Annotated in this window: 10 protein-coding genes and 1 other RNA gene; 3 read left to right on the top strand and 8 right to left on the bottom strand. The window is 56.7% G+C overall.

The genetic code is table 11. The features are described from left to right. The first annotated feature begins 223 nt into the window (after positions 1 to 223). The gene (locus DSD30_RS21515; protein WP_157967636.1) at positions 224 to 367 is read left to right on the top strand and encodes a hypothetical protein; all 144 of its coding nucleotides are present in this window, start codon (positions 224 to 226) and stop codon (positions 365 to 367) included. Positions 368 to 490: 123 nt separating this feature from the next. On the opposite strand, the gene DSD30_RS09790 is transcribed toward DSD30_RS21515, so the two are convergent. The 4 genes from DSD30_RS09790 to DSD30_RS09775 all read right to left on the bottom strand — a co-directional run bounded on the left by DSD30_RS09790 (position 491) and on the right by DSD30_RS09775 (position 6,095). Next, complete coding sequence (locus DSD30_RS09790) at positions 491 to 1,363, bottom strand: 50S ribosomal protein L11 methyltransferase (protein ID WP_114009433.1); 873 nt, start codon at positions 1,361 to 1,363, stop codon at positions 491 to 493. A 168-nt stretch (positions 1,364 to 1,531) separates the two neighbouring features. Continuing rightward, on the bottom strand, positions 1,532 to 3,889 hold the full coding sequence (locus DSD30_RS09785) for an ATP-dependent helicase (RefSeq protein ID WP_245418442.1): 2,358 nt from the start codon (positions 3,887 to 3,889) through the stop codon (positions 1,532 to 1,534). 194 nt (positions 3,890 to 4,083) lie between these two features. After that, positions 4,084 to 5,712 (bottom strand): chloride channel protein, encoded by a 1,629-nt coding sequence (locus DSD30_RS09780; protein ID WP_114009431.1) that lies wholly within the window; start codon positions 5,710 to 5,712, stop codon positions 4,084 to 4,086. Next, positions 5,700 to 6,095, bottom strand: a complete 396-nt coding sequence (locus DSD30_RS09775) for a hypothetical protein (protein WP_157967635.1) — start codon at positions 6,093 to 6,095, stop codon at positions 5,700 to 5,702. The genes DSD30_RS09780 and DSD30_RS09775 overlap by 13 nt, the downstream gene beginning before the upstream one ends. On the opposite strand from DSD30_RS09775, the gene DSD30_RS09770 reads away from it, so the two are divergent. Together DSD30_RS09770 and DSD30_RS09765 are read left to right on the top strand one after the other, a co-directional pair. After that, positions 6,088 to 7,503: an FAD-binding oxidoreductase gene (locus DSD30_RS09770; protein WP_114009429.1), complete on the top strand. Its 1,416-nt coding sequence runs from the start codon at positions 6,088 to 6,090 to the stop codon at positions 7,501 to 7,503. The genes DSD30_RS09775 and DSD30_RS09770 overlap by 8 nt on opposite strands. Before the next feature lie 247 nt (positions 7,504 to 7,750). Further along, positions 7,751 to 11,950 carry an AsmA family protein gene (locus DSD30_RS09765; protein ID WP_114009428.1) on the top strand — a complete coding sequence of 1,400 codons (4,200 nt, stop codon included), beginning with the start codon at positions 7,751 to 7,753 and terminating at the stop codon, positions 11,948 to 11,950. Here DSD30_RS09765 and DSD30_RS09760 read toward each other — a convergent pair. From DSD30_RS09760 to ssrA, 4 genes are all read right to left on the bottom strand, one after another. Continuing rightward, positions 11,934 to 12,194, bottom strand: a complete 261-nt coding sequence (locus tag DSD30_RS09760) for a ribbon-helix-helix domain-containing protein (RefSeq protein ID WP_114009427.1) — start codon at positions 12,192 to 12,194, stop codon at positions 11,934 to 11,936. The genes DSD30_RS09765 and DSD30_RS09760 overlap by 17 nt on opposite strands. Beyond that, positions 12,191 to 12,415, bottom strand: coding sequence for a DUF4169 family protein (locus tag DSD30_RS09755; RefSeq protein WP_114009426.1), 225 nt, complete (start codon positions 12,413 to 12,415; stop codon positions 12,191 to 12,193). Before DSD30_RS09755 ends, DSD30_RS09760 begins: the two co-directional genes overlap by 4 nt. A gap of 48 nt (positions 12,416 to 12,463) precedes the next feature. Further along, a complete protein-coding gene (locus DSD30_RS09750) occupies positions 12,464 to 13,051 on the bottom strand; it encodes an SspB family protein (protein WP_114009425.1) in 588 nt (195 codons plus the stop codon). Positions 13,052 to 13,226: 175 nt separating this feature from the next. After that, positions 13,227 to 13,595: a transfer-messenger RNA gene (gene ssrA / locus DSD30_RS09745) on the bottom strand. Between the last annotated feature and the right edge of the window lie 88 nt (positions 13,596 to 13,683).

Raw genomic sequence — 13,683 nt, 5'->3', positions numbered from 1 at the left:
GCTTTGTCATTTTTGTCAGAAAGGAAAGGCAACTGAGCACCGGTGAGCGGTGACAGGAATGTTGCGTAAAATGCAAGTCTCATTTATTTGATATGCGTTTATGGAATGACTGTGTTGCTCAACTGTCTATTTTCATTTCTATTGCGCCGCACCATATTACGGATGTCTACTTATTAGGCTCCGATTTGATCCGAGAGCCTCTGTGTTAAGGATAGGAACGAATATGTCTGCATTTAGCCGCATTTTTGATCGCATGGTTGCTGGTCGTCTGATGGAAGCGCGTCGTCACGTCGCTGAATATGATCATCTTATCGACGCTGATATGGCCGATTTCCGTATCGACCGGAACAAAGACCTGCCATTCTAAGATGTCAGGTCCCCCCATGGTGGACCGGATTGAACGAATGGAACAAAGCGCATCGGACTTTGCCCGATGACACAAAAAAAGCGGGCTACGGCCCGCTTCTTTTTTATCTGCCTTTGGGGGATATTATCCTTCGAAGACCAGCACCAGCCAGCCATCTTCCTCGATTGTTCTGAGCAGTTTTATGCCTTGCTGGCGATAGGCCGCGATGACGCGAGCGCGTTGGTGCGGCAACAGGCCAGACAAAATGATACGGCCACCAAGGCTGGTATGTAGCGCCAGTTCGGGCGCCATGCTGCAAAGCGGGCCCGCCAGAATATTGGCAACGATCAGGTCGAACGGACCTTTTTCCGCAAAAATCGGATGTTTGAAGCCGGGGGCAACCGCCAGTTTGACAAAGGGATGGACCTTGTTGATGCGGATATTGTCCTTTGCCGTTTCAATCGAGATTGGATCGATGTCGGTTGCAATGACTTCCTGTTTCAGCAATTTGGCAAGGCCGATGGCGAGAACCGCCGAGCCTGTGCCCAAGTCGAGCACGCGCATAGGCTTGAAGCTGCGCAACTCTTCGCTGATGACCTTCAGGCAGCCGGCGGTGGTGCCATGATGGCCGGTGCCAAAGGCCTGACCTGCATTGATCTGCACCGGGATATGACCGCGCATGTCAAGGTCTGCATCGTGCGAGCCATGGATGATGAAGCGACCCGCTTCCACCGTTGATAAGCCTTCGAGTGATTTGGTGACCCAGTCGACGTCATCCAGTTTTTGTTCGGTCAAATCCAGACTGACCGACAGGTTGGCAAGCTCTGATTTGGCGCGGGCATGGACGTCTGCCAGATCTTCCTCCTGCGGATAAAGCGAGAGGGCCCAGACGCCCTTGTCTTCGTCGATTTCGAAGTAGGAGATGGCAAAGCCGTCTTCGTCAAATACCAGTTCGAGATGTTGGGCAGCCTTCTTGATGTCGGCGACTGTGCCTTCGGCATAGAGATAATGGGACATGGTCGGTCTCTTTTGTGCCTGTCTGCAGGCAGACTGCTTCGGTCTGGATTGTATCTGCACGGCCAATGATAGTGTGAACTGTTCGATAGCGCGGCTGGTGTCAGAAGGCAAGAGCAGGGCGCATGCGCCCCGGTCTTTGATTGGTTGCCCGTCTTGCCAAGCTGCAGGTCAGTGCTTCTCGACAAAGGAATCCAGCACGCGTTTCTGGCCAGTCTGGAACAGGATGGTCAGCTTGTTGCCGTCAACAGACTTGATGTCGCCATAGCCAAACTTGATATGGAAGACCCGCTCGCCGACCTTGTATTTGGACGGGCTGTCAGATACCGACTTGGCGACCAGCTCGCCCTCGATTGTCGGCCCGAGGCGCTTGCCCTGATCGTAGCTTTTGGCTTTTCCGCCCTTGGTTCCGCCTTTCCCGCCTTGGGCGGTTTTCATGCGCTTCCAGCCGGGGGTCTCATAATTGCTCTCATAGGGGTCCGAGTTGTCAAAGCGGCTCTTGCCATAGACCGAGCCGCCAACACCGGATGCGCCATAGCCGCCATAGGTTGATTTGCTCACTTCTACAGTTACATGTTTAGTAGGTAGTTCATCAAGGAAACGAGATTGTGCAGATTGTTGCCATTGGCCATGAATGAGACGGTTTTGGGCTAAGTAAATTTTTGCGCGTTTCTTGGCGCGTGTGATGCCGACATAGGCAAGGCGGCGTTCTTCTTCCAACCCCTTTGTGCCCGATTCATCCAGCGCCCGCTGATTGGGGAAGACACCCTCTTCCCAGCCGGGCAGAAAGACCGTGTCAAATTCCAGCCCCTTGGCGGAGTGGAGTGTCATGATGGACACCGCTTCATTGCCCTCACTGGCGTCCCGATCCATGACCAGTGCAATATGCTCAAGGAAGCCCGCGAGCGAATCGAATTCTTCCATCGAGCGGATCAGTTCCTTGAGGTTGTCGAGGCGTCCGGCAGCGTCTGGGGACTTGTCCTTCTGCCACATTTCCGTATAGCCGGATTCATCCAAGATCATCTCGGCCAATTCGGTATGCTTCATATTGGGCAGCAGGGTGCGCCAGTGGTTGAACTGTCCCAGCAGGGTTTTCAGTGCATTGCGTGGGCGCAGCTTGAGGTCATCGGTGCCGACAATCTCCGTTGCCGCTTCCATCAGGGGGATTTCCTGATCGCGGGCAAGGTCGTGGACCTTCTTGATGGTGGCGTCGCCCAAGCCGCGCCGTGGGGTGTTGACGATGCGCTCAAAGGCAAGGTCGTCGGCTGGTTGCAGCATGGCGCGGAAATAGGCCAGTGCGTCGCGGATTTCGGCGCGCTCATAGAAGCGTGGACCACCAACGACCCGATAATTCAGTCCCATGGTGATGAAGCGATCCTCAAAGGACCGCATCTGGAAGGAGGCGCGCACGAGAATGGCGATTTCGTTGAGATTATGCCCCTGCCTTTGCAGGGTTTCGATCCGGTCACCGATGGTGCGGGCCTCTTCTTTTGAGTCCCAGACCTCTTCTACGCTGACCTTTTCGGCCTCCGGGTCATTGATTTGCGGATGCAGGGTCTTGCCCAGACGGTCCTGATTGTAGGCGATCAGGTGGGAGGCGGCGGCGAGAATGTGGGCCGTGGAGCGATAATTGCGCTCAAGGCGGATGACGGTCGCGCCGGGGAAATCTTCCTCAAAGCGCAGGATATTGTCGACCTCGGCCCCGCGCCAGCCATAAATCGACTGGTCATCATCGCCGACGCAGCAAACATTGTGGCTGGCCTGCGCCAACAGGCGCAGCCAGAGATATTGGGCAACGTTGGTATCCTGATACTCGTCGACGAGAATATAGCGGAAGCGGTCGTGATAGATTTTGAGGACATCAGGGTTCTCGCGGAACAGCCGCAAACATTCGAGCAGCAGATCGCCAAAGTCGCAGGCATTGAGGATCTTCATCCGCTTCTGATAGGCGGCATAGAGCCGTATGCCATGGCCTTGGGCGAAGAGATCGGCTTCACCAAGCGGCACCTGATCAGGGGACAGGCAACGATTTTTCCAGCTGTCGATCAGGTTGGCCAACTGGCGGGCGGGCCAGCGCTTGTCGTCCAGACCATCAGCCTGAATGAGCTGTTTCATCAGGCGGATCTGGTCGTCGGTGTCAAGGATGGTGAAGTTGGATTTGAGGCCAACCAGTTCGGCATGGCGGCGCAGGATCTTGACGCAGATGGAGTGGAAGGTGCCGAGCCACTGCATGCCCTCGACCGATCCACCAATCAAGCCGCCAATGCGTTCTTTCATTTCGCGGGCGGCCTTGTTGGTAAAGGTCACGGCCAGAATCTGCCAAGGCGCGGCCCTGCGGGTGGCCAGAATATGGCCGATGCGGGTGGTCAGCACGCGCGTCTTGCCGGTGCCAGCACCTGCCAGAACCAACAAAGGACCGTCGCAATTTTCGACCGCATGGCGTTGTTCTGGATTGAGGCCGTCAAGATAAGGCGTTGGCTTCATCCGGGCCAATTGGGCGCGAATGCTGTCTTCTTCTCCGTCATTCATCTCTTGGCGCGGCTGTGGGACGGGGGGCGTGGCAAAAAGATCAGACATGGAGGCAAACGGGTCCGGTTGTTCGTGTGGGGTAGATCGACAAGCTCACGGGGTGGTCGAATCCAATTGAAGAACATTATAGCAACAAATGTGGCTTGTCATGTGAATATCTGGAGCAAAAATGCCACATGGATGTCGAAAGTACCCTAGCGATGCTCTTCGGCGTGAGTGTCGATCAGCTGTTTGTTGAAATAGCGAAGGGCATTGACCTGTTTGGCATAGCCAACAATGCGCTTGGGGTCTGCCGGGTCGATGACGGCAAGGTCCGCCCCACCTGATGCATCGAAGGCTTTGAGTGCCTTTTCCAGTGTGTCCATCAACTGAATGGTTGGCGTGTTGTCTTTGAGAATCCGGTCTTCGTCGGGCACATCGGTGCGCAAGGGCGTGAAGAAGCTGCCGACCTTGACCGTCGTGACGAGGAATTTATGGGCACCCTTTTGCAGGAAAATGCCGCGCATTTCCAGCTGCCAGTGGAAATAGGAGCGGCCATGCAGGGCCAGCGTCAGGCCGGTGGCAATCGAGACGGTCAGCAACAGGGCAATGGAGAGGGCATAGCCGCCGGTCAACTCAAAGACAATCATGGTGGTGGAGACCGGCGCGCCGAGGACGGCTGCGGCTACGGCGCCCATGCCCAGAATGGCATAAAGGCCGTGGCTGGAGGCCAGCTCGGGGAAGATTTGCGCTGCGATCAGGCCGAAGGTGCCGCCGGTCATCGCTCCGATATAAAGTGAGGGGGAAAAGATACCGCCGCCAAAGCGTGAGGCCAATGTGATGGCGGTGGCGGCTGTCTTGGCGACAATCAGGCTGGCCATCAGGGCGATTGGCAATTGCTGATGCAGGGCCTTGTCGGTCGCTTCATAGCCGACGCCGAGAATTTCGGGGAAAACCAGAGCCATGCAGCCAATGATGAAGCCGCCAATGACCGGGCGGACGATGAGCGGCATTTTGATATGGCGGGCAATCCAGTCAGTGCTCATCAAGGAAAACTGGAAGCAGACCGCGACAATGGCACAGGTGATGCCAAGCAGCGCAAAGGCTGGCATTTCCCAATAGGAGGTGATCTGATAGGCCGGAATTTCGAAAGCAGCAATGTTGCCGAAATAAAGCCGCGATAAAAGCGTGCCCATGGCCGAGGCGAGCACGATGGGCACAAAGGCGGTCATCGCATAATGGCCGAGAATGACCTCGTGGGCAAACAGGACACCCGCTATGGGGGCGTTAAAGGAGGCCGATACGGCACTGGCAACGCCGCAGGCCAGAAGGGTTTTCTTGGAGGCCGGTGTCAGCGAGAAGATGGCGCAAACAATGTTGGCAAGACTGGCACCGAGATGGACAATTGGTCCCTCGCGGCCACCGCTGCCGCCTGATCCGAGCGAGACGATGGTGACCGCAGCGCTGTCTAGCCCTTGCCAGAATTTCAGTCCCTTGCCGGAATGGGCCCGGGCTTCGATGACGTCCGCCACTCCTTCGGCCCGCTTGATCGGATGGATTTTGTCAAGGAAGATGCCGACAAACAGGCCACCAATGGTCGGGGCCAACACAACAATCCAGAAGGGAGTCGCCGCGACCTTGTCGATGATGATTTCCCCCGATGTGCCAAGCCAGAGCCATTGCACAGCGCCGATGCCAAGCCGGAACAGAATGGCGGCCAATGACACCAGCAGGCCGATAATCATTGACAGGAACCAGATTTTCGGCTGTTGGGTGCCAAGATAGGTGCGCCAGTTGGGTTCGATCCAGCTTTTCGAGATCTGTATTGGATTTAACCAGCGCATGCCTTCTGACCGCTTTCGTTGAATGGGCTGTTCCTGACCGTGGCGATGTCAGCCCTCTTGAGGGGGCGCGACATTTTGGCCCTTTTCTCAGCCCACAGTAAATAAAGATTCGCCGCGATCCCACCCGCCTTTCCCTTGTCAGCGCCATGATACACAAAGATACACAAGGCTTTGTCGGTTTTTTTGCCCGGAAACAGGCTAAGGGACCGGGATTGGCTTAGGTATGTGGCGTTCGGGGTCTTGGCGCCGGTTCGCTTGTTGCCGCCTCCGGCAATACAAAGGAAGCACTTTTTGTTTGCTTCAGTCTGCGCATTCGGTTTATTTGGCACGCTGTCAGCAAGATCAAGGACAGCAGGTTCAAGGGAGACAAGATCAATGGCCATTCAACCGCAATTTGCACGCACCAAGGATGACGCAGCGGTGAAGCGCGTTTGTGATGCACTGGCCGACCGGTTTGGTGATCGGTTCACCACAGGGCAGGCTCTGCGCGAACAACATGGCCATACCACGACCTCGATGAAGAACCAGATCCCTGACGGGGTGGTTTTTGCTCAAAGCTCTGAAGATGTGTCCGAGGTGGTCAAACTGTGCCACAGCCATGATGTGCCGGTGATCCCGTTCGGCACCGGATCGTCGCTGGAAGGGCATCTGAATGCCCCCTATGGTGGCATCTCGATCGATCTGGCGCGGATGAATGCCATTGTCGATGTGCAGGCCGAGGATTTAACCTGTACGGTGCAAGCGGGGGTGACGAGGGAAATGCTCAATTCCTATTTGCGCGATACCGGCCTGTTCTTTCCGATTGACCCCGGTGCGGATGCCTCGATTGGCGGCATGGCGGCAACGCGGGCATCGGGCACCAATGCGGTGCGCTATGGCACAATGAAGGACAATGTGGTGTGTCTGAAGGCAGTTATGCCCGACGGGCAGATCATCACCACCGCCAGCCGGGCCAAGAAAAGCTCTGCCGGCTATGATCTGACGCGCCTGCTGGTTGGCTCGGAAGGCACGCTAGGCATCATCACCGAAGTGACGCTGAAATTGTCCGGTATTCCGCAGAGCGTGACGGGCGGGATTTGCAATTTTCCGGATCTGGAAAGCGCCTGCAATGCGGTGATCCTGACCATCCAGTGCGGCATTCCGGTTGCCCGGATCGAGCTGCTGGATGAGTTGCAGGTCAAGGCTTGCAATGGCTATTCCAAGCTCGATCTGGCCGAGCGCCCGACTTTGCTGGTTGAATTCCACGGCACCGAAGGCAGCGTTGCCGAACAGGTGGAGCTGTTTTCCGACATCGTGAATGATTGCGGTGGGTCTGATTTCCGTTGGGCCTCAAAGGCTGAAGAGCGCAACAAGCTTTGGACCGCGCGGCATAATGCCTATTGGGCTGCGCATGAATTGCGGCCGGGTGCCAAGGGGCTGTCGACGGATGCTTGCGTGCCGATTTCTCGGCTGGCGGAATGTGTGGCTGAAACCCAGAAGGATATTGAGGAAACCGGCTTTATCGCCCCGGTGGTTGGCCATGTGGGCGACGGCAATTTTCATGTCCTGTTGCTGCTTGACCCGGACAGCGCGGAAGAACAGGCAAAAGCCGAAACCTTCCTTGGGCGACTCGCCCATCGCGCCATCGCAATGGGCGGCACCTGTACCGGTGAACATGGCATCGGGCAGGGCAAAATGAAGTATATGGTTGAAGAATATGGTCCAGCCCTGACCTACATGGCCGCGATCAAACAGGCTATCGACCCGAAAAACATCATGAATCCGGGGAAAATCCTTCCAAGTGTTGACTAATCCTTAACGGGCATTTGCCGCTTAGGGCTGAAATTTGCTAGCTTCTTGGTCATAAAATAGCCGGTTCTTTCTGGAATGGTTTCAATAACCTGCGTCAGACAAGAGCCGGTTTGGGGCGTGGGTGTCTGTTTGCCATTGGGGTGAGCGTGGCAACCCGTCGATGTCTGCTGGCTTGGTTGGTAGTGCGTCAAGGCCATAGGGGGACTGGGTTCTGAATAGTCTGTATTTCACCGTCGGTGGCGCAATCTTGCTGGCGCTGATCGTGGCGCTGGTCGGACCTCTCTTTGTTGACTGGACTTCCTATCGCGCCGCCTTCGAGCGCGAAGCCACGTTGGCGTTGGGGCAACCGGTGCGGGTGCTCGGCGATGCGGACATGCAAATCCTGCCTTTGCCGCATTTGCATTTTGAAAGCATCCATGTCGGGCCGGACGATCAGGCGCCTATCCTCGTCGTTGATGAGTTCGACATGCGCATCGAGCTGATGCCACTGTTGCAAAAGAAGATTGAAGTGGTCGACATGACCCTCAGGTCACCGGTTCTCAAGATTCGGCTTGATCAGGAGGGGAAATTTGCCTGGCGTCGGGACACGGGCAAGCTTTGGGATCTGGATCTGGAGAAAATCCGCCTCAATGACGTGCGAATTGCCGATGGTCGGATCGAATTTGACGATGAAAGCACTGGCCGACACAAAGAGGTTTCCAATCTCAATGGCACCCTTGAAGCCCGCAGTCTGATTGGTCCCTACAAGATCGAAACCTCCTTTCTGATGGAAGGGGAGCCCTATTCGCTGATGCTGTCAACTGGTTCGGCGAGTGAAGCGGGCATGCGGCTGAAAAGCCTTTTGACGCCAGCCAACCATCCGGTGACCCTGTCGATTGACGGTGAAGTCAAGGAAGGATCCGATGAGCGCTTCCATTATATGGGTGTGCTGAAGCTGACCAATGCCATCGAGGGGTTGGAGCAGCAGGTGACACCTTGGGAATTGACCGGTGAGAGCAACCTGACAGCGACTTCTCTGGTCATGCCGAAATTTGACTTCTCCCATGGCGATGTTGAACAGGCCTATCGCTTGAGCGGCGCCGGGACGGTGAATTTCGGAGCCAAGCCGCAGTTTGACATCGTGGTCTCGTCGCGCCAGCTGGATCTCGATCGCGCGCTAGGCGAAGGGCCAAATGCGCCGATTGACCTCAAAGTTGGGGTTAGCAAGCTGGCCTCGGCCCTGACCAAAATGCCATTGCCGCCAATGCCCGGGCATGTGGGCTTTGATGTGCCGGGGATCATTCTGGGCGGCGGCATTGTGCGCAATGTCCAGCTGGATGCCATGCTGGTGGATCAGGGCTGGCAGATCGAGACGCTGGAAGCAGATCTGCCGGGGCAGACCCGCTTTGCCATGGCCGGGATGTTTGCCCGTCGTTTCGACGCCGGCAGTTTGGAACATGCCTTTGAGGGTGAAGCGCGGATGCGGTCCGAGCAACCTTCAGTCTTTGCCAAATGGTGGCTGAAGGATGCGCCTGCCAATGGGCAATTGCAGCCGTTTGACTTGAGTGGTCAGGTGCTGGCCAAGGCAGACCGGTTGCAGGTCTCCTCCCTTGATCTCGACATGAATGGAGATCGGGCAACGGGACGGATCGACTGGTATATCGGTGATGACGCCAAAAAGACGGATGGATCTTTGACCATCAAACTGGATGCTGACCGGATCGATCTCGACGCGGTGCGTGGCATTGGCTCGCTGCTGCTTGCCAACACCAATGGGGCGGCGTCGCCGCTGGGTAGCATTGATGTGGATGTTAAAACCGACCGGCTGTCGCTTGGCGAGTTCGAGGGCCAGAGCCTTGCTGCCAAGATCCGTCTGATGGATGGGGATCTGGCGATTGACAGCTTCAAGGTGGATGATTTTGCCGGAGCGTCGATTGAGGCGACCGGGTCCTTGCGTGATTTGGCCGGGCGACCGAGCGGAACCCTGTCCGGGCGGATCAAGGCGAAGCATCTGGATGGTTTGGCGTCGGCGGCGCAATGGTTGTTGCCCGATCAGCCGGTTGCTGACTGGTTCCAGAGCGCCAAAGGGGCGTTGGCTCCGGCAGATGTTGCCTTTTCGCTGGAGGGCAATCCCGATGGCAATGGTCTGTCGGCCAAGCTGAAGGGGCAGATGAGTGGTGGTGCTGTTGCCCTTGACGCGGCGATGGAAGGCTCACTGGTCACATGGCGCGAGAAGCCTCTGGCGCTTGATCTGGCGATTGACAATCCCGATGGCGCAAAACTGCTTGGTCTTGTGGGGCTAGGGGGCGACATGATCGGCCTGCCACCATTGGCGGCCAAAGTGAATTTGCAGGGAACGCCGCGTGAGACAGCGCAATTGTCCGTCTCGCTTGATGCCGACGATGGGGCGTTGAGCTATCAAGGCACACTGGCGCTCGATAACCGGGATCGTCTGGTTGCTGATGGCGCGTTGGCGCTCCGCTCGCAGGATCTGGCGCCTTATCTGATGGCATCTGGCATATCTTTATCCAATCCCGGCCTTGCTCTTCCGGTCGCTCTGACAGCGCATTTGGCCCATATGGATGAGGCGAGCAATCTGTCCGACCTCAAAGGCACATGGGATGACCAGCCGGTGGTTGGGACCTTGCGTCTTGAGCGGACGGTGACGGACCGTGTGGTGTCTGGTTCTCTGGAACTTGGCGATCTCGATGGTCTATGGTTGGGGGAGAGCATTGTCGGGCCGGGACGCCTGACGGCCACCAGTCGCGCCTGGCCGGATCTGCCGTTCCAGCAACCGCTCGAGAAAGGCGAAACCCTGCCGGTCAAACTGGCGCTTGATGTCAAGGCGCGCAGCCTTGAGCTGATAGCCCCTACCATTTTCCAGCAACCGCGTTTTTCGATGATCTGGCGCGACGACAGTCTGGTGATCAGTAACTTTAAGGCCTTGTTGCAAGGGGGTAAGGTTACGGGTGGTCTGCAGTTCGAGAATGTGGCTGGCGAAGGGGTTGTGAAATCTCACTTGCGGGCCGATGGCATGGCGCTTGAACCATTCATTTGGGAGCGGGATGGCCGCTCGGTTGCCACGGGGCTGATGGATCTCAATGTAACGCTTGAGAGCCAGGGGCGCTCCTATGCGGGGCTGGTGTCCGGGCTGACTGGTGATGGCACATTCGCGCTCAGGGATGCGGAGTTGAAATATGTCAATCCATTGGCTTTCGAGCAGGTCGTGCGCGCGGTTGATGCGGGGTTGGACCTGAAGGAAGCGGATATCAAAAGAACCTTCATTGCCCATATGGACGCTGGCTCAACGCGTGTCAAAAGCCTGTCGGGGGCCTTCCAGATTGCAGGTGGAGCGCTCAGGGCCAACAATATCAATGCGGAAGCCGACATTTTGCAGTCGCGCGGCTCTTTGATGCTGGATCTGTCCGCCCAGACCCTGAAAGGGGACTGGTCGATCAAGGTCGAGCCGAATGAGGAAGATGCGGTGACGGGTGCGCAGCCTGAGGTCGGGCTGGTCTTTTCCGGTGATCTGGAGGCACCAAAACGTGTTGTTGATGTGGCGCCTTTCACCGGTTATCTGAGTATTCGCGCCTTTGAACGCGAGGTGGATCGGGTCGAACGCTTGCAGGCCGATATTCTGGAAAAGGAACGGATGCGCCGACTGTTGCGGCTCTATCGTGAGCAGGCGCGGCATCGTGAGGCGGAGGCGCTGGCCGCTGAACAGGAAGCAGAGCGGTTAAAGCTGCAGGCCGTTGAAGATGCCAAAAAGGCAGCGAAGCGCAAGGCCGAGGAAGAAAAGGCTCGTCTGGAAGCTGAAGCGGCGCGCAAAGCGGCAGAGGCCGAAGCCAAGCGCAAGGCGGAAAAGGCCCGTAAGGCTGCTGAGAAGGCAAGGCCGGAGGCCGAGGCGGCCCGCAAGGCAGAAGAAAAGAGACTGGCTGAGCAAAAGCGTTTGGCCGAGGAAGCCCGCAAAGCCGCCGCCGAAAAGGCCCGTCTGGCAGCCGAAGCCCAAGCCCGTGCCGATGAAGAAGCCCGCAAGGTGGAAGCCGCCCGCAAGGAAGCCGAGCGTCTGGCAGCAGAGGCCCGTGCAGCCGAAGAAGCCGCTCGGCAGCTGGAACAAAGCCAGCAGCCTGCCAGCGTTATTGCGCCGTTGCCAAACCAGAGCAATGGACAGATCGAAGTGCGTCCGCTTGGCGATCTTGTGCCCAATGAGACGAATGCCACGGGCAATGGCAGCGAGGATCTGGCAACCGAATCCGGTTTGCTCAGTGGTGCAGCAGCAGGTCCCGAAAGCCTCGCATCGCAACCCTTGCCGGACAATCTGTCGGTGTTGCCACGCATTCGGGTCGCGCCTGCCATTGGCGAGAAACAGGCGCCAGCGTCTGAGCCAGCCAATGACAATCGGCCAACCTTCAATGAATTGATGGAAGAGTTCCGCAATTCTCCGGATCGGATCATTCAGCTCGAATAGAGCGGTGCAAGTCGATGTCCTTGCCTTGGTCTGTCGTGGGGATCCGGGATTTGTAGTGATCGAGCACAGCGATCCGAATGGCCGAGGAGAGATTGTGATTGCCGCGGTCTTTGTCGATCTGGCGGATGATATCGGCCAGTGCCTTGCTGCGGTGGTCAGCAATCTCTTTCAGGCCAGTCCAGAACTCATCTTCCAGCGAAATGGAGGTGCGGTGGCCGGAAATGGTGACAGAGTGTTTCTTCATGTCGCCGCTTCAGACCCATCTTCGGGGTCCTTATCGGGTCTGGTCAGCGTGGTCAGCTTGTGACCATCCAAATGACGATTGAGCTTGTCCGCTTCTGCCTTGTCTTTGGCTTTCTGACCCTTGGTGCGGCCAAACAGGGCGCGGTTGGCTTCGGCCTGCTTTTCCTTTTCCTGCCGATTGCGGGCTTTTCTCGCCTGACGCAGATTGATGATTTCGGTCATGTACGCCCCATTGCTGGCTGTGTCTGCCGCAGGCTGACTGCTCCCCGACTATTTCTTGCGGAAGGAATCAAGGGAGACGACTTCTGCTCCTTCGGGTTTGGCCGGCTTGCTGTCGTCTTCGCTCTCGTTGGCAGCTTTCTCGTCGATGTCTGTTCCATCTGACGTTTCAAGATCACCGGTTTCCTCGCTGGGTGCAATGACCGCAATGACGCCATCGTCATTCTCATCGATCGGTATCAGCATCTCGCCGTCAAAGTCCTCATCATCCTCATCCATCTCGCCGGTTACTTCGAACTGCAGCGAGAAATGCACCGACGGGTCGATGAAGGTGATGATCGCGGTGTAGGGAATGTAAAGCTTTTCCGGGATGCCATCAAAAGACAGGCCGATTTCGATTGCCTGCTCGTTGGCCTGCAGGTCCCAGAATTGATGCTGGAGGACAATGGTCATGTCATCTGGATATTTCTCCAGAAGCCGTGGGGAAATGCGAACGCCCTGTGCCTGGGTGTTGAAGGTGATGTAGAAATGATGCTCGCCGGGCAAGCCAGTGCGCGCTACCTCGGTGAGTACGGTTTTCACCACACCTCTGAGTGCATCCTGTGCGAGAATGTCGTACCGGATCAGGTCTTCGCTCATAGGGCCTCCGAGAATTGTCCTGTATTCTGCCACTGTGTCAGTGGCTTGGGCTTGGAGTCAAGCAAGCCAAATCGTGAATAGCTGAATGCGTTGGAGATATCAACCATTGCCGGGATTGGGAAGCCGTCATTGCCTTGGCCGACGATCCATTTTTATTGTGCCGGGAAGGCTGTAAGGCGAGGGCTTCTGTTGCCAGGTGCCCCCAGGACCCCGCCTAACCGAGCATACCGGCTAGGGCTTTAAGTGGCTTGTCGCACTGCTTAGGCAGCAGCGAGACGGGAGCCTGCATAGTTGTCGTTTGCAACTACTAAATTAGCCCGATAACGGTGGTACAATGCCGAGCAAAAACACAATCTTTACACCCTCGTCGATCCTGTTTCGCCCCCATCAAAAACACCGCTGTCAAATGAACTCAACGGTGCTTGTGGTGGAGGCGCCGGGTACCGCCCCCGGGTCCGATAGGCTTATTACAAAGGCCATTTATTGCCATAGTTGCCGAAGCAACAGCCTGAATATAAGGATCAAGTGCGTGAATTTAAAGAGGGAAGAGCGGTTTCGCACCATCCTGTGCATGGTTTGTTTTTAACGCAATGCAAAGGCGGCGAAAACAAGGGCTTCGCTCTATGTGTCAG

This window comes from Cohaesibacter intestini (genome assembly GCF_003324485.1).
Lineage (GTDB): Bacteria > Pseudomonadota > Alphaproteobacteria > Rhizobiales > Cohaesibacteraceae > Cohaesibacter > Cohaesibacter intestini.
Note: the sequence above shows the minus strand (reverse complement) of the source record. Positions and strands in the feature narration are given on the sequence as shown.

Bases quoted from the DNA above. Each gene is read 5' to 3' on its own strand.
- DSD30_RS21515 (WP_157967636.1), top strand. From the start codon at position 224: ATGTCTGCATTTAGCCGCATTTTTGATCGCATGGTTGCTGGTCGTCTG.
- DSD30_RS09790 (WP_114009433.1), bottom strand. From the start codon at position 1,363: ATGTCCCATTATCTCTATGCCGAAGGCACAGTCGCCGACATCAAGAAG.
- DSD30_RS09785 (WP_245418442.1), bottom strand. From the start codon at position 3,889: ATGAATGACGGAGAAGAAGACAGCATTCGCGCCCAATTGGCCCGGATG.
- DSD30_RS09780 (WP_114009431.1), bottom strand. From the start codon at position 5,712: ATGCGCTGGTTAAATCCAATACAGATCTCGAAAAGCTGGATCGAACCC.
- DSD30_RS09770 (WP_114009429.1), top strand. From the start codon at position 6,088: ATGGCCATTCAACCGCAATTTGCACGCACCAAGGATGACGCAGCGGTG.
- DSD30_RS09775 (WP_157967635.1), bottom strand. From the start codon at position 6,095: ATGGCCATTGATCTTGTCTCCCTTGAACCTGCTGTCCTTGATCTTGCT.
- DSD30_RS09760 (WP_114009427.1), bottom strand. From the start codon at position 12,194: ATGAAGAAACACTCTGTCACCATTTCCGGCCACCGCACCTCCATTTCG.
- DSD30_RS09755 (WP_114009426.1), bottom strand. From the start codon at position 12,415: ATGACCGAAATCATCAATCTGCGTCAGGCGAGAAAAGCCCGCAATCGG.
- DSD30_RS09750 (WP_114009425.1), bottom strand. From the start codon at position 13,051: ATGAGCGAAGACCTGATCCGGTACGACATTCTCGCACAGGATGCACTC.